General features: G+C 71.4%; 11 protein-coding genes. 8 read left to right on the forward strand and 3 right to left on the reverse strand.

Features of this window, described 5'->3' with window-relative positions; translation table 11 throughout:
- Nucleotides 1-51: 51 nt before the first annotated feature.
- Nucleotides 52-234 (forward strand): hypothetical protein, encoded by a 183-nt coding sequence (locus ACFC0D_RS22925; protein ID WP_329115595.1) that lies wholly within the window; start codon nt 52-54, stop codon nt 232-234.
- 7 nt (nt 235-241) lie between these two features.
- On the forward strand, nt 242-3,301 hold the full coding sequence (locus ACFC0D_RS22930) for an AAA family ATPase (protein ID WP_376438897.1): 3,060 nt from the start codon (nt 242-244) through the stop codon (nt 3,299-3,301).
- On the opposite strand, the gene ACFC0D_RS22935 is transcribed toward ACFC0D_RS22930, so the two are convergent.
- From ACFC0D_RS22935 to ACFC0D_RS22945, 3 genes are all read right to left on the reverse strand, one after another.
- Nucleotides 3,185-3,502 carry a DUF6191 domain-containing protein gene (locus ACFC0D_RS22935; RefSeq protein ID WP_376438900.1) on the reverse strand — a complete coding sequence of 106 codons (318 nt, stop codon included), beginning with the start codon at nt 3,500-3,502 and terminating at the stop codon, nt 3,185-3,187. The genes ACFC0D_RS22930 and ACFC0D_RS22935 overlap by 117 nt on opposite strands.
- A gap of 10 nt (nt 3,503-3,512) precedes the next feature.
- Complete coding sequence (locus ACFC0D_RS22940; protein ID WP_376438903.1) at nt 3,513-4,631, reverse strand: PQQ-dependent sugar dehydrogenase; 1,119 nt, start codon at nt 4,629-4,631, stop codon at nt 3,513-3,515.
- Between the two features lie 68 nt (nt 4,632-4,699).
- Nucleotides 4,700-5,701, reverse strand: coding sequence for an aldo/keto reductase (locus ACFC0D_RS22945; RefSeq protein WP_376438907.1), 1,002 nt, complete (start codon nt 5,699-5,701; stop codon nt 4,700-4,702).
- A gap of 75 nt (nt 5,702-5,776) precedes the next feature.
- Between ACFC0D_RS22945 and ACFC0D_RS22950 the strand changes: the two genes are divergently transcribed.
- The 6 genes from ACFC0D_RS22950 to serA all read left to right on the forward strand — a co-directional run bounded on the left by ACFC0D_RS22950 (nt 5,777) and on the right by serA (nt 15,578).
- On the forward strand, nt 5,777-6,739 hold the full coding sequence (locus ACFC0D_RS22950) for a 2-hydroxyacid dehydrogenase (protein WP_376438910.1): 963 nt from the start codon (nt 5,777-5,779) through the stop codon (nt 6,737-6,739).
- Between the two features lie 203 nt (nt 6,740-6,942).
- On the forward strand, nt 6,943-9,975 hold the full coding sequence (locus ACFC0D_RS22955; RefSeq protein ID WP_376438913.1) for a putative bifunctional diguanylate cyclase/phosphodiesterase: 3,033 nt from the start codon (nt 6,943-6,945) through the stop codon (nt 9,973-9,975).
- A gap of 205 nt (nt 9,976-10,180) precedes the next feature.
- Nucleotides 10,181-12,064 (forward strand): acetolactate synthase large subunit, encoded by a 1,884-nt coding sequence (locus ACFC0D_RS22960; RefSeq protein WP_376438916.1) that lies wholly within the window; start codon nt 10,181-10,183, stop codon nt 12,062-12,064.
- A 32-nt stretch (nt 12,065-12,096) separates the two neighbouring features.
- Nucleotides 12,097-12,621 (forward strand): acetolactate synthase small subunit, encoded by a 525-nt coding sequence (gene ilvN, locus ACFC0D_RS22965; RefSeq protein WP_215065241.1) that lies wholly within the window; start codon nt 12,097-12,099, stop codon nt 12,619-12,621.
- Nucleotides 12,622-12,749: 128 nt separating this feature from the next.
- The gene (gene ilvC, locus ACFC0D_RS22970) at nt 12,750-13,751 is read left to right on the forward strand and encodes a ketol-acid reductoisomerase (protein WP_329115580.1); all 1,002 of its coding nucleotides are present in this window, start codon (nt 12,750-12,752) and stop codon (nt 13,749-13,751) included.
- 237 nt (nt 13,752-13,988) lie between these two features.
- On the forward strand, nt 13,989-15,578 hold the full coding sequence (gene serA / locus ACFC0D_RS22975; RefSeq protein WP_376438921.1) for a phosphoglycerate dehydrogenase: 1,590 nt from the start codon (nt 13,989-13,991) through the stop codon (nt 15,576-15,578).
- The last annotated feature ends 52 nt before the right edge of the window (nt 15,579-15,630 follow it).

Raw genomic sequence — 15,630 nt, forward strand, 5'->3', positions numbered from 1 at the left:
AACGAAAGTAGAGGCATCGCAAGGAGCGATACCGACACCAGGGAGCATCGAATGTTCGCGTACGAACTGCACCGCATGAACCACGACGAGCGCGTCCGTGAGGCCGCCGCCGAGCGCCTGGCCCGCCAGGCCGTCAAGGCGCGGCGGGCCGCGAAGGCGGCCGCCCGGTCCGGAGGCCATGATTCCGAAGGGCGGGTGGGAGCCGAGCGAGGCCGCTTCGTCCGGGCCGCGTGACCCCCGTATGAGCACGACCCCGGACGTCTGTGCGATGCTCGGCGCCGTGGAGACCAGGTCAGTCAGCCCCGTGTTCGTCGGCCGGGCCGGCGAACTCACCGCCCTCACCGACGCGCTGGCCCGCGCCGGTGAGGGAGAGCCCCAGGCCCTGCTCATCGGCGGCGAGGCCGGCGTGGGCAAGACGCGGCTCATCGAGGAGTTCGTCGCCGCGGCCTGCGACCGCGGCGCCTTCGTCGCGGTCGGCGGCTGTGTCGAAGTCGGCGCGGACGGGCTGCCGTTCGCGCCCTTCTCCACCGCCCTGCGCGCGCTGAGCCGCCGGCTCCCCGACGAACTGGCGGCCGCGGCCGCCGGGCAGGAGGGCGAACTCGCCCGCCTCCTCCCCGAACTCGGCGACGTCGGCAGCCACGAGCCCTCCAACGAGGACTCCACCGCCCGCCTCTTCGAACTGACCGTACGTCTCCTGGAACGGCTCGCCGCCGACCGGACGATCGTGCTCGTCCTGGAGGACCTGCACTGGGCCGACGCATCGACCCGGCACCTCCTCGCCTACCTCTTCCGCACCCTGCGCCGCGGCAGGATCGTGGTCGTCGCCACCTACCGCGCCGACGACATCCACCGCCGCCACCCGCTGCGCCCCCTGCTTGCCGAACTGGACCGGCTGCGGACCATCCGGCGCATCGAACTCGCCCGGTTCACCCGCGCGGAGGTCCGCCGCCAGCTCACCGGCATCCTCGCCGCCGAACCCGACGCCGCCCTCGTCGACGAGGTCTTCGACCGCTCCGACGGCAACGCCTTCTTCGTCGAGGAACTCGTCGTCTCCCACGAGTCCGGCTGCGCTCCAGGCGCCCTCACCGACTCCCTGCGCGATCTGCTGCTCGTCCGGGTCGAGACGCTCCCCGAGGACGCCCAGCGGGTCGCCAGGATCGTCGCCGAAGGCGGCTCCACCGTCGAGTACGCGCTGCTCGCCGCCGTCGCCCGGCTCTCCGAGGACGACCTCATCGAGGCGCTGCGCGCCGCCGTCGGCGCCAACATCCTGCAGTCCGTCCCGGACGGCGACGGCTACCGGTTCCGCCACTCCCTGGTCCGCGAGGCCGTCAGCGACGACCTGCTGCCCGGTGAACGCTCCCGCCTCAACCGGCGCTACGCCGAAGCCCTGGAGGCCGACCCCTCCCTCGTCCGCGCCGACGAACGCGCCACCAGGTCCGCCAGCTACTGGTACCACGCCCACGACCCCTCCCGGGCGCTGCCGGCCGTGCTCCGCGCCTCCGCCGAGGCCCGCAAGCGCTACGCCTACGCCGAACAACTGCGGCTCCTCGAACGGGCCATGGAACTCTGGGACGAGGTCCCCGCCGAGGTGCGCGACTCGCTGCGGCCGATGGACTACGCCGAGGCGTACCCTCCGTGCGGCTGCGACCCCGAGACCACACCGCTGCGCTATCTCGACCTGCTCGCCGAGGCCGCGTACGCCGCCCGGCTGTGCGGAGAGCGCGAACGCGCCCTGAAGATCGGCAAGATGGCCCTGCGGCTCCTCGAAGGGGAGGAGGACGAGGACCGCGACCCGCTGCGCTCCGCCTGGTTCTGGACCGAACGCTCCCGCATCGTCTCCGGACTCGGCCGCTCCGACGGCTGGGACGAGATCGCCACCGCCCAGGAACTCGTCAAGGGCCTGCCTCCGTCCGGTGTGCACGCCCGCATCCTCGCCGTGGCCGCCGGCTGGGGGATGCTCCACAAGCCCGGCCCGGAGAGCCTGGCCGCCGCCGAGCGGGCCGTCGAGTACGCCCGCCTCGTCAAGGACGAGTCCATCGAGCTCAGCGCCCGACTGACCCTCGGCACCCTCCAGGTCGGCGCCGGAGACCGCGAGACGGGACTCGCCACGATGTACGAGGTACGCGACCGCACGCGTGCCCTCGGCCTCCACCACGAGTCCTCCCGCGCCCACGTCAATCTCTCCCACTCCCTGGAGAACCTCGGCCGCTCCCAGGAGGCCGTCGACGTCGCCGAGGAGGGCATCCGGCTCACCCGCGACCACGGCCTCCTCGACAGCCAGGGCTGGATCCGCTCCAACCAGGCCGAGTCGCAGCTCTCCCTCGGGCTCTGGTGCGATGCCCAGCGCAACTGCGAGTGGCTGGAACAGAACGGCATCCGATCCAAGCCGCGCGGCTCCGTGGCCCTGCGCCTCGCCCAACTGGCCCTCGCCCGGGGCGAGCTGGACACCGCCGTCACCCAGCTCGCCGCCGCCCGCGAGCACTTCGGCGAGGCCGACCCCATGCCGCAGTACACCGTCCCGACGCGCATGGTCGAGCTGAGCATCGCCGCCGTCGGCGGCCGGATCCAGGACGTCCGCACCGTGCTCGCCGCCGCCGTGGAGTCCGGCTTCCCGCTCGGCACCCACCGAGAGGCCTGGCCGCTGCTGCTCGCCGCCGCCACCGCGGAGGCCGACTCGCTCGGCCTGCCCGCCGCCGAGGAGGGCCGCACGGAGGCGACCGCCCTGATCCGCCGCTGCGTACGGGGGCTGGCGACCCCCGCGCCCGTGTGGGAGGCGTACTCGCTGTACACCTCGGCGGAGCTGGACCGTGCGGAGGACCGCCGACCCGTCGAACGCTGGGCCGAGATCGTCACCGCGTACGAGCAGCTGGAGCGCCCCTACCTGCTCGCCCAGGCGCGTCATCGCCTCGCGGACGCCCTGCTCGCGGAGGGCGGCCTCCGCGAGGAGGCGGCGGCCCTCCTGCGCGAGGCCCATGCCACGGCCGTCCGCCTCGGCGCGCACCCCCTTCGCGAGGACGTCGCACTCCTGGCCGCCCGGGCCCGTCTCTCCCTCACCACCCCGGATCACGCCCCCGAACCCGAGACGGGAGACGACGCCTTCGGCCTGACTCCCCGGGAGCAGGACGTCCTGCGCCTGGTCTCCGCCGGCCGCACCAACCGCCAGATCGCCGAGGAACTCTTCATCTCACCGAAGACGGCGAGCGTCCACGTCTCCAACATCCTCGCCAAGCTGGGCGTCTCCGGCCGCGGCGAGGCGGCCGCCCTCGCCCACCGCCTCCGCCTCCTGGAGCCGACTCCCTGAGGCGGGCGCACCCTGGGCGCCCTGATCCTTCGTGGCGGCCGGCCCCGGGACGCGTATCGTGACCCGGCCCGAGGTCAGGTCTATCGGTCCCTTCCCGGGATCGCCGTCGCCCTGGTCCTCCCTGGTCAGGGCGAGCCGCTGACGCTCGTCCTCGGTGTGCTTGCGGCCCGGTGCGAAGAGCTCTTCCGCCAGGTTGAACATCTGCCCGCCCCTATCTCACCTCCAGCCGGAGGATCTTGTCGTCGCCGGGCCCGGGGGTGCCCCGGGAGTCGGTCTCGCTCGTCGTCAGCCAGAGCCGGCCGTCACCCGCCGCCAGGACCGTACGCAGGCGGCCGTACTCCTCCACGAGGAACGCCTCGGGCTCCCCCGCGCGTTCCGCCCCCGAGAGAGGAATCCGCCAGAGTCGCTCGCCTCGGAGCCCGGCCATCCAGATCGCGCCCTCGGCGTACGCGATACCGCTCGGCGAGGCCTCGTCCGTCCTCCACTGGGCCACCGGGTTCACGAAGCCGGACACGTCCGACGAGCCCTCCACCGTCGGCCACCCGTAGTTCTTGCCGGGCTGGATCAGATTGAGCTCGTCCCAGGTGTTCTGGCCGAACTCGGCCGCCCACAGCCGTCCGTCCGTGTCCCAGGCCAGGCCCTGCACATTGCGGTGGCCGTACGAATACACCAGCGAGCCGGGGAACGGATTGCCGGGCGCCGGCTTCCCGTCCGGTGTCATCCGCAGGATCTTGCCGCCCAGCGACTCCAGGTTCTGCGAGAGGCCCGTCTCGCCCCGCTCGCCCGTCCCCGCGTACAGCATCCCGTCCGGGCCGAACCCGATCCGCCCGCCGTTGTGCACACTCCCCTTCGGGATACCCGACAGGACCACCTCGGGCGCGCCCAGCCGGTCCGTGCTCCCGCCTCCGTACGGCATCCGGACAATGCGGTTGTCCGACTCGGCGGTGAAGTACGCGTACACCAGGCCGTCCCGCACGGCGAGGCCCATCAGCCCGCCCTCACCGCCGGGGACCACCCCCGGCACCTCTCCGACCAGCGTCTTCGTCCCCGTCTTCGCGTCGACGCGGGTGATCGTCCGCTCGTCGCGCGAGGCGACGAGGAGATCCCCGCCGGGCAGCGCGGCCACGCCCCACGGCGACTCCAGATCCTCGGTCAGCGTCCCGGCGACCCGCACCTCGGCCGGCGCCCCTCCCGTCCCCGACCGCGACGCCGACGGGGGCGCGGACGTGGGCGAGGACGCGGGCCCGCTCCCGCCCTCGCCCGACGAGCACCCCGTCACGAGCCCCAGCACGGCGGCGGCACACACAGCTCCCACAAAAGCTCGGCCCACGGTCCCGATCCCTTCGAACGGCGCTCACTACCCTTGATACACCGCTCGGGTCGATCGGGTTCCCGCGCTCAGTCCCACGATCCCCGCGGCGCGGGCAGTCGCGCGATCTCCGCCAGATCCGCGGCCGTCAGCACCAGCTCCGCCGCCCGCGCGTTCTCCACCGCCCAGACCTCCCGCTTCGCCCCCGGGATCGGCACCACGTGCGGCCCCTGCGCCAGCGCCCACGCCAGCGCCACCTGGGCCGGAGTGACCTTCGCGCCGTGCCGGGCCGCCACCCGCCGCAGACCGGCCACCAGCGGCTGGTTGGCAGCCATCATCTCGGCGGTGAAGCGGGGGTGCCGGGCCCGCGGGTCGTCCGGCTCGAAGCCGCCGCCCGGCGTCAGCGTCCCCGTGAGGAAACCGTTCCCCAGCGGCATTGCGGCCAGGAACCCCACACCCCGTGCCTCGCACCACGGCAACAGCCGCTCCAGCGCCTCGGGCGACCACACCGACAGCTCGGCCTCCACCGCGCTCACCGGGAAGACCTGCTGGACCCGCTCCAGCTGCCGAATCGTTCCCTCGTGCAGATGCGCCGGCCCGCCGCGCCGGGCCGCACGGGCCCCCACCGCGCAGAACCCGAGCGCCCGCACCTTGCCCGCGGACACCAGCTCGGCCATCGCGCCCCAGGTCTCCTCGACCGGCACCTCGGGATCGGCGCGGTGCAGCTGGTAGAGATCGATCACATCCGTCTGCAGCCGGCGCAGCGAGGCGTCGCAGGCCCGTCGTACGTATCCCGGCCGGCCATTGGCCACCACGTGCTGATCGCCCACGAGCAGACCGCACTTGGTCGACACGAAGGCCTCCGCCCGGCGTTCCTTCAGAGCCCGTCCCACCAACAGCTCGTTGGTGAACGGCCCGTACATGTCCGCGGTGTCGAGCAGGCTCACCCCGGCGTCCAGCGCCGCGTGCACCGTCCGCAGCGAGCGGTCGCCACGCTGCTGCGAGGCGTTGTAGGCCCAGTTCATCGGCATACAGCCCAGGCCGACCGCGCCCACGTCGAGCGCCGCCGCCCCGATAGTCCTGCGCTCCACCTGCCGGTACCCCTCCCTGTGCCGCCCCCCAAAGTAACCAATGGTGAGCGGGGTTCTTCGCATAGCCTCCCGGTCATGACACTCGATGACACGACCGCTGACGTGTGGCTTCCGATTCCCGCGGACGAGATCGAAGGGCTTCCCGATTCGGGCGCGTCGGGGCTGAACTACCGCTTCTGGGACGGCGGTCCCGACTTCCCGGCCGATCCGGCGCGCTGCGCCTTCTACGTGGTCCCGTACATGAAGGGCACGGAGATCGCCGTCCGGCCGCTCGCCGCGATGACCTCGGTGCGTGCCGTGCAGACACTGTCGGCCGGCACGGACCACGTGACCCCCGGACTCGGCGCGCTGCGCCCGGGGGTCGAACTCTGCAACGCCAAAGGCGTGCACGAGGCCAGCACCGCCGAGCTGGCGCTCGCCCTGATCCTCGCCTCTCTGCGCGGGATCCCCGGCTTCGTGCGCGGCCAGGACGCGGAGGAATGGCGGTCCGGCTTCTACCCGGCGCTGGCCGACAAGTCCGTGCTGATCGTGGGGTACGGGTCGATCGGTGCCGCCATCGAGGACCGGCTCGTTCCGTTCGAGTGCGCGCGGGTGGCGCGCGTCGCGCGCTCCGCACGCACCACGGAGCGCGGTCCGGTCCAGCCGATGTCCGCTCTGGCCGACCTGCTGCCGCAGGCGGATGTCGTCGTGCTGTCCACCCCTCTCACGCCCGAGACCAGGCATCTCGCCGACGCGGGGTTCCTCGCGCGGATGCGGGACGGGGCGCTTCTGGTCAACGTCGCCAGGGGCCCCGTGGTGGACACCGCCGCGTTGCTCAAGGAGGTCGAGAGCGGCCGGATCGCCGCCGCGCTCGATGTCACCGACCCCGAACCGCTGCCGCCCGGCCACCCGTTGTGGCACGCTCCCGGTGTCCTGGTCAGTCCCCATGTCGGCGGTTCCACTTCGGCGTTCCTGCCCCGTGCCAAGCGGCTGATCGCCGGCCAGCTGACCCGGTTCGCGGCGGGGGATCGGCTGGCCAACGTGGTCCTGACCACCTGAGTCGCCGGCCCAAGACGCGCGCCCCCTCGGTGCGCCCGTCGTGAGCCCCAGGGCCGTCACTGAGAGTACAGCAGCCCTGTCCCTGAGTGACGGTCCTGGTGTATCGTCCCGGAGCGGGGGGCTGCGTCGAGTACGAGCTGGCGCTGGGGAGCGAAGTGACGGGTCAACAGAATCCGAGGGGGGCGACGGGTGAAGTACGGCCGATGGACCGACGATCCGACGCGGCGGGGCCGCCGTCGACGACCCTCGCGCGCCCCATTCCGGCACAGGAGGCGCCCGAAGACAGCGGCATGCGCAGGGGAGCCCCGGTGAACGCCCCCGGAGCGCTCATCGGCCGCAACCCGGTCGCCGCGGGCACGGCCCAGGGCGGCACGGCGACGGGCGGTGCCGCGTCCGCGTCCGCGACCGTGAGCGGCACTCCGACGAAGAAGGCGGGAGACGGTGCGAGCGGCACCCGGGGCCCGGACCCGACACCGTCCGACACCGGCGGCGTCCTCACCCAGGTGGTCCTCGGACTGATCTGCGCGGGCTACGCGACAGGAGCCGCCCTCGGCTGGGGATCCGAACAACTGTCGCTCATCATGGGCGACTTCGGCTTGAGCGCCGCCGCCCTCGCCGCAGGCGTCTCCTGCTTCCTCTACGCCCGCCTCCGCGAGAGCCGCTTCCGCCCCGCCTGGATGCTGTTCGCCTTCTCCTCCACGATGGCCGCCGCCGGGAACGGAGTCTGGGGGTGGTACGAAGTCGTGCTCGACCGGGAGGTGCCCAGCCCCTCCGTCGCCGACCTGTTCTTCCTGCTCTTCGCCCCGCCCGCCATCGTCGGCCTGCTCGTCCTCGCCAAGAAGCCCGTCACCCGGGCCGGCTGGGTCTGCCTCGGGCTCGACGCCTGGCTCATCGGCGGCTCGCTGCTCACCCTTTCGTGGAGCCTCGCCCTCGCGCACACCGCGCACTTCCAGGGCGAGAGCGTCGCCGAGGCCGCCCTCTCGCTCGCGTACCCGCTGCTCGACATCGTTCTCGTCAGCATGGTCCTGGCCCTGCACTTCCGCCGCTCCAACGTGAACCGCTCGGCGACGAACACGGCCATCGCGGCCCTCGCCCTCACGGTGCTGTGCGACGCCCTCTTCACCTCCCCGCTGCTCCGCGAGAACTACACCTCCGGGCAGCTGCTCGACGCCGGCTGGTTCGCCGGATCGCTGCTCCTGGCGTACGCCCCCTGGGGGGTGCGCCGGGGCGTCGAGAGCACCTCCTCCCCGCGCGGCCAGCGCCTCCCGAGCCGCCCCGTGGCCGGTTCGCTGGCCGCCCTCACCCCGTATCTCGCCGCGGCGGTCTGCACGCTCGGCATCCTGTACAACGTCGTCGAGGGACGCAGAGTGGACCGCGTGGTCGTCTTCACCGGCTGTACGGTCGTCCTCGCCCTGGTCGTCCGGCAGGGCATCATGCTCCTCGACAACATCGCCCTCACCCATGAACTGGCCCAGAAGGAGAACCACTTCAGGTCCCTGGTGCAGGGCTCCAGCGACGTCATCATGATCGCCGCACCCACCGGCATACTCCGGTACGTGAGCCCCGCCGCCTCGGGGGTCTACGGGCGTGAGGCCGAGGATCTGATCGGCTCCGAACTGGCCTCCCTCATCCATCCGGAGGATCTCGGCGGCGTGGTCCACGAAGTGCGCCGGTTCCTCGCCGCTCCTCCCTCGGAGGAGCCGACGACCCGGATCGAGTGCCGCTTCCGCTCGGGCCGCGGTGACTGGCTCAATGTCGAGTCCACCGTCAACCGCCACCAGGGCGGGCTCATCTTCAACAGCCGCGACGTCACCGAACGGGTCAGACTCCAGGCGCAGTTGCAGCACAACGCCGAGCACGACCCGCTCACCGACCTGCCCAACCGGGCGCTGTTCACCCAGCGGGTCCGCAAGGCCCTCACCGGCCGACGCTCCTCCGACCCCGGCACCGCCGTGCTCTTCATCGACCTCGACGGCTTCAAGGGCGTCAACGACCGGCTCGGCCACCAGGCGGGCGACGAGCTCCTCGTCCAGGCCGCCCGCCGCCTCCAGGACTCCGTACGGGCCGGGGACACCGCCGCCCGTCTCGGCGGCGACGAGTTCGCCGCGCTCATCCTCGGCGACGGCTCGCGGGACACGTCGGCACGCGAGTACCAGGTCCACGAGATCGCCGACCGGCTCCGCCTCACGCTCTCCCAGCCGTACCGCCTCGACGGCGGGAACGAGGTGCGGGTCGCCGCCTCCATCGGCGTCGCCTTCGCCGAGCCCGGCATCAGCGCCGGGGACCTGCTCCGTAACGCCGACCTGGCCATGTACCGGGCCAAGGCCGCCGGCAAGGACCGCGTCGAGATGTACGCCCCGCAGATGCAGGCCGAGGTCGTCCGCAGGACGGAGCTGGCCACCCGGCTGCGCACCGCTCTCGACGACGGCGAGTTCGCCCTGCTCCACCAGCCCGTCGTGGACCTCACCAGCGGCCGTATCACCGCCGTCGCGGCCCAGGCCCGCTGGCGCTCCGCCCAGGGCATCCTCTTCACCCCCGCCGAGTTCCTGCGCGTCGCCGACGACAGCGAGCGCGTCTCCGAGCTCGGCCGCTGGCTCCTGGAGCAGGCCGTCGAGCAGGCCGCCGAACGGGCCGGACTCGGCCATCGGGCGCCGGTCTCCGTGCGACTCTCCGCCCGCAGGCTCCTGGACCGCTCGCTGCCGCTGGCCACCGTCGAGGCGCTGCTGACCCGACACGGTCTCCCCTCGGGCTCCCTGATGATCGAACTCGCCGACAGCGACCCCCGGGTCTCCCTCGACGACCTGGAGCAGCGCCTGGTCGCCCTGCGCCGCCTCGGTGTACGGATCGCCCTGGACGGCTTCGGCAGCGGCCACGCGGCGATCAACGCGCTGCGGCGCCTCCCTGTCGACGTACTGAAACTGGACAGAGGTCTGGTCGAGGGCGTGGTCGAGTCGGCCCGGCTGCGCAAGATCACCAGCGGGCTGCTCCGGATCGCCCGCGACCTCGGGCTGCAGTCCGTCGCCGACGGTGTGGACGTCCCCGAGCAGGTGATCGCCCTGCGCGCCATGGGCTGCACGCACGGACAGGGCATGGCCTTCTCAGGTCCGCTGGACGAGTACCGGCTGCGCCGTGCGCTCGTGCGGGACGAGTACCCGGTCCCCGGAGGGGTGGCGATTCCAGCCGGAAACCATCCCCCGTTCCGCTCAAATAGTGAGACGCCCGTCCCACCCCCTTGACACTGATGGTGCGTCGGGGAGAGGGTCAGTGCCATGCGCACCCGAATTCTCGTACTTGGAAAGCGCGTCGGCTGAAGCAGGGCCATAGAAGGCCCGGCTTGAACGCTACCGACGCGCTCCCCTCGCTTGCCTCCCGGCACGAGGGGTTTTTTGTTGCACCGGCTCCCCCCAAACCCTCGCAAAAACCCTCTGCTTCGAGAAGAGAATGCTGATGACCGAGCAGGCCTCCGGGCACCATCCGCAGCCGCGGGCCCGTAGCGGCGGACAGTCCGCCACCACCGTCGAGCACGTCACGGGTGCGCAGTCCCTCATCCGTTCTCTCGAGGAAGTGGGGGCCGACACCGTCTTCGGTATTCCGGGCGGCGCCATCCTCCCCGCGTACGACCCGATGATGGACTCCAAGAAGGTCCGCCACATCCTGGTCCGCCACGAGCAGGGAGCGGGCCACGCCGCCACCGGCTACGCCCAGGCCACCGGCAAGGTCGGCGTCTGTATGGCGACCTCCGGCCCCGGCGCCACCAACCTGGTGACCCCGATCGCCGACGCCCACATGGACTCCGTCCCGCTCGTCGCGATCACCGGCCAGGTCGCCTCCAAGGCGATCGGCACGGACGCCTTCCAGGAGGCGGACATCTGCGGCATCACGATGCCGATCACCAAGCACAACTTCCTGGTCACCAAGGCCGAGGACATCCCGCGGACGATCGCCGAGGCGTTCCACATCGCCTCCACCGGCCGTCCCGGCCCGGTCCTGGTCGACATCGCCAAGGACGCCCTGCAGGCGAAGACCACCTTCAGCTGGCCGCCGCAGACCGACCTGCCCGGCTACCGCCCGGTGACCAAGCCGCACGCCAAGCAGATCCGCGAGGCCGCCAAGCTGATCGCCGCGGCCAAGCGCCCCGTCCTGTACGTCGGCGGCGGCGTCCTGAAGGCCGGCGCCACCGGCGAGCTGAAGGTCCTCGCCGAGCTCACCGGCGCCCCCGTCACCACCACCCTGATGGCGCTGGGCGCGTTCCCCGACAGCCACCCGCTGCACGTGGGAATGCCGGGCATGCACGGTGCGGTCACCGCCGTCACCGCGCTGCAGAAGGCCGACCTGATCGTCGCCCTCGGAGCCCGCTTCGACGACCGCGTCACCGGCAAGCTGGACAGCTTCGCGCCCTTCGCCAAGATCGTCCACGCCGACATCGACCCGGCCGAGATCGGCAAGAACCGCGCCGCCGACGTCCCGATCGTCGGTGACGCCCGCGAGGTCATCGCCGACCTGGTCCAGGCCGTCCAGGCCGAGGCCGCAGAGGGCAACAAGGGCGACTACACCGCCTGGTGGAGCGACCTGAACCGCTGGCGCGAGACCTACCCGCTCGGCTACGACCTGCCGGAGGACGGCAGCCTCTCGCCGCAGCAGGTCATCCAGCGCATCGGCCAGCTCGCCCCGGCCGACACCATCTACGCGGCCGGCGTCGGCCAGCACCAGATGTGGGCCGCGCACTTCATCGACTACGAGAAGCCGGCCACCTGGCTCAACTCCGGCGGCGCCGGGACGATGGGCTACGCGGTCCCGGCCGCCATGGGTGCCAAGGCCGGTATGCCGGACCGCCCGGTCTGGGCGATCGACGGCGACGGCTGCTTCCAGATGACCAACCAGGAGCTGGTCACCTGCGCGCTCAACAACATCCCGATCAAGGTCGCCATCATCAACAACGGCGCCCTCGGGATGGTCCGCCAGTGGCAGACCCTCTTCTACAACCAGCGCTACTCCAGCACCGTCCTGCACGCCGACGACACCGGTCACGAGGCCGCCGGCTCCCAGGTCGGCGCGAGCACGGCGCCCCGCAAGGGCACCCGCATCCCGGACTTCGTCAAGCTGTCCGAGGCCATGGGCTGTGTCGCGCTGCGCTGCGAGGACCCGGCCGACCTGGACAAGGTCATCGCCGAGGCCAACGCCATCAACGACCGCCCGGTCGTGATCGACTTCATCGTCCACGAGGACGCCCAGGTCTGGCCCATGGTCGCCGCCGGCACCTCCAACGACGAGGTCATGGCCGCCCGGGGCGTCCGCCCCGACTTCGGCGACAACGAAGACGACTGAGACCGAGAGCCGTAGGAAGAGGAACGACGCACATGACTAGGCACACGCTCTCCGTCCTGGTGGAGAACACCCCCGGCATCCTGGCCCGGATCGCCGCCCTGTTCTCCCGCCGCGGCTTCAACATCGACTCGCTCGCCGTCGGTGTCACCGAACACCCCGACATCTCCCGCATCACCATCGTGGTCAATGTCGAGGACCTGCCGCTGGAGCAGGTGACCAAGCAGCTCAACAAGCTGGTCAACGTCCTGAAGATCGTCGAACTCGAGCCCTCCGCTGCGATCCAGCGCGAGCTCGTCCTGGTGAAGGTCCGCGCCGACAACGAGACCCGCTCCCAGATCGTCGAGATCGTCCAGCTGTTCCGTGCCAAGACCGTGGACGTCTCGCCCGAGGCGGTCACCATCGAGGCCACCGGTTCGAGTGACAAGCTCGACGCGATGCTCAAGATGCTGGAGCAGTTCGGCATCAAGGAGCTCGTGCAGTCCGGCACGATCGCCATAGGGCGTGGTGCCCGGTCCATCACGGACCGCTCCCTGCGGGCCCTCGACCGCAGCGCCTGACCCTTCCGGGCGTCAACAGGAACGGACCGCCGGTCCATCCGGCGGTCCGCCTGGCGAGACCCGAAGACTTCCCTCCCGCTCCCCGCCGTACGGTGGGACGCAACACCAGCACATCAAGGAGATTCCCAGTGGCCGAGCTGTTCTACGACGACGACGCCGACCTGTCCATCATCCAGGGCCGCAAGGTCGCGGTGATCGGTTACGGCAGCCAGGGCCACGCCCACGCGCTGTCGCTCCGTGACTCGGGTGTCGACGTCCGCGTCGGTCTGCACGAGGGCTCCAAGTCCAAGGCCAAGGCCGAGGAGCAGGGCCTGCGCGTGGTGACGCCGGCCGAGGCCGCCGCCGAGGCCGACGTCATCATGATCCTGATCCCGGACCCGATCCAGGCCCAGGTCTACGAGGCGTCCATCGCCCCGAACCTGAAGGACGGCGACGCGCTGTTCTTCGCCCACGGCTTCAACGTGCGCTTCGGCTTCATCAAGCCCCCGGCCGGCGTCGACGTCGCGCTCGTCGCCCCGAAGGGCCCGGGCCACCTGGTCCGCCGCCAGTACGAGGAGGGTCGCGGCGTCCCCGCGATCGCCGCCGTCGAGCAGGACGCGACCGGCAACGCCTTCGCCCTGGCGCTCTCCTACGCCAAGGCCATCGGCGGCACCCGCGCCGGCGTCATCAAGACGACCTTCACCGAGGAGACCGAGACCGACCTGTTCGGTGAGCAGGCCGTCCTCTGCGGTGGTGCCTCCGCGCTGGTGAAGGCGGGCTTCGAGACCCTGGTCGAGGCCGGCTACCAGCCGGAGATCGCCTACTTCGAGTGCCTGCACGAGCTGAAGCTCATCGTCGACCTCATGTACGAGGGCGGCCTGGAGAAGATGCGCTGGTCGGTCTCCGAGACCGCCGAGTGGGGCGACTACATCACCGGCCCGCGGATCATCACCGACGCCACCAAGGCCGAGATGAAGAAGGTCCTCACCGACATCCAGGACGGCACCTTCGCCAAGAACTGGATGGACGAGTACCACGGTGGCCTGAAGAAGTACAACGAGTACAAGACCCAGGACGAGCAGCACCTCCTGGAGACCACCGGCAAGGAGCTGCGCAAGCTCATGAGCTGGGTGAACGACGAGGAGGCGTAAGCCTCCGGCACGGGGCCGGACACACTGTCCGGCCCCGTGCCACATCGTTGGACAGGCCGTCCAACCACGGACGAGTGATCCTTCCAACGAGGCGCATGAACTGCGCCGACGCACCACTACACTGCTCAACAACATTCGCGTTCAGGCCCACAGCGTCGTGCGCTTTCACGCGGCAAGCCCCCTCCACCGCCTGCGGCCGTCGGGACGGCCGTCCGCACTGGATCTGTGAGGACTCACGTGAGCTCGAAACCCGTCGTACTCATCGCTGAAGAGCTGTCGCCCGCCACCGTCGACGCACTGGGCCCGGACTTCGAGATCCGGCACTGCAACGGTGCCGACCGCGCCGAACTGCTGCCCGCCATCGCCGATGTGGACGCGATCCTCGTCCGCTCCGCGACCAAGGTCGACGCGGAGGCCATCGCCGCCGCCAACAAGCTCCGGGTCGTGGCCCGCGCCGGTGTCGGCCTGGACAACGTCGATGTCTCCGCCGCCACCAAGGCCGGCGTCATGGTCGTGAACGCCCCGACCTCCAACATCGTCACCGCCGCCGAGCTCGCCTGCGGCCTGCTCGTCGCCACCGCGCGCAACATCCCGCAGGCCAACACCGCGCTGAAGAACGGCGAGTGGAAGCGCTCGAAGTACACGGGCGTCGAGCTCAGCGAGAAGACCCTCGGCGTCGTCGGCCTCGGCCGCATCGGCGTCCTGGTCGCCCAGCGCATGTCCGCCTTCGGCATGAAGATCGTCGCGTACGACCCCTACGTGCAGCCGGCCCGCGCCGCCCAGATGGGGGTGAAGCTGCTGGCCCTGGACGAGCTCCTGGAGGTCGCCGACTTCATCACCGTCCACCTGCCGAAGACCCCGGAGACCCTCGGTCTCATCGGCGACGAGGCGCTGCACAAGGTCAAGCCCAGCGTCCGGATCGTCAACGCCGCGCGCGGCGGGATCGTCGACGAGGCGGCGCTGTTCTCCGCCCTCAAGGAGGGCCGGGTCGCCGGCGCCGGTCTCGACGTGTACGCGAAGGAGCCCTGCACGGACTCCCCGCTCTTCGAGCTCGACCAGGTCGTCTGCACCCCGCACCTCGGCGCGTCCACGGACGAGGCCCAGGAGAAGGCCGGTATCGCGGTCGCCCGCTCGGTGCGTCTCGCGCTCGCCGGTGAGCTCGTGCCGGACGCGGTCAACGTCCAGGGCGGTGTCATCGCCGAGGACGTCAAGCCGGGTCTGCCGCTCGCCGAGAAGCTCGGCCGCATCTTCACCGCGCTCGCGGGCGAGGTCGCGGCGCGTCTCGACGTCGAGGTGTACGGCGAGATCACTCAGCACGACGTCAAGGTGCTCGAACTCTCCGCGCTCAAGGGCGTGTTCGAGGACGTGGTCGACGAGACCGTGTCGTACGTCAACGCCCCGCTGTTCGCGCAGGAGCGCGGTGTCGAGGTCCGTCTGACGACCTCCAGCGAGTCCCCCGACCACCGCAACGTGGTCACCGTGCGCGGCACGCTCTCGAGCGGCGAGGAGGTCGCGGTCTCCGGCACGCTGGCCGGCCCCAAGCACCTCCAGAAGATCGTCGCCGTCGGCGACTACGACGTGGACGTCGCGCTCGCCGACCACATGGTGGTGCTCCGCTACGAGGACCGCCCCGGTGTCGTCGGCACGGTCGGCCGGATCCTCGGCGAGGCCGGTCTGAACATCGCCGGTATGCAGGTGGCGCGCTCGGAGGAGGGCGGCGAGGCGCTCGTCGTGCTCACCGTGGACGACACGGTGCCCGCCGCGGTGCTCACCGAGATCTCGGAGGAGATCGGCGCGGCCTCGGCCCGCTCGGTCAACCTGGTCTGATCCCAGGCAGGCTCGGCCCGGACCGGTCCGGGCCGACCCGGGTACCCGTACC

The sequence above is a fragment of the Streptomyces sp. NPDC056222 genome (genome assembly GCF_042264065.1).
Taxonomy (GTDB): Bacteria; Actinomycetota; Actinomycetes; order Streptomycetales; family Streptomycetaceae; genus Streptomyces.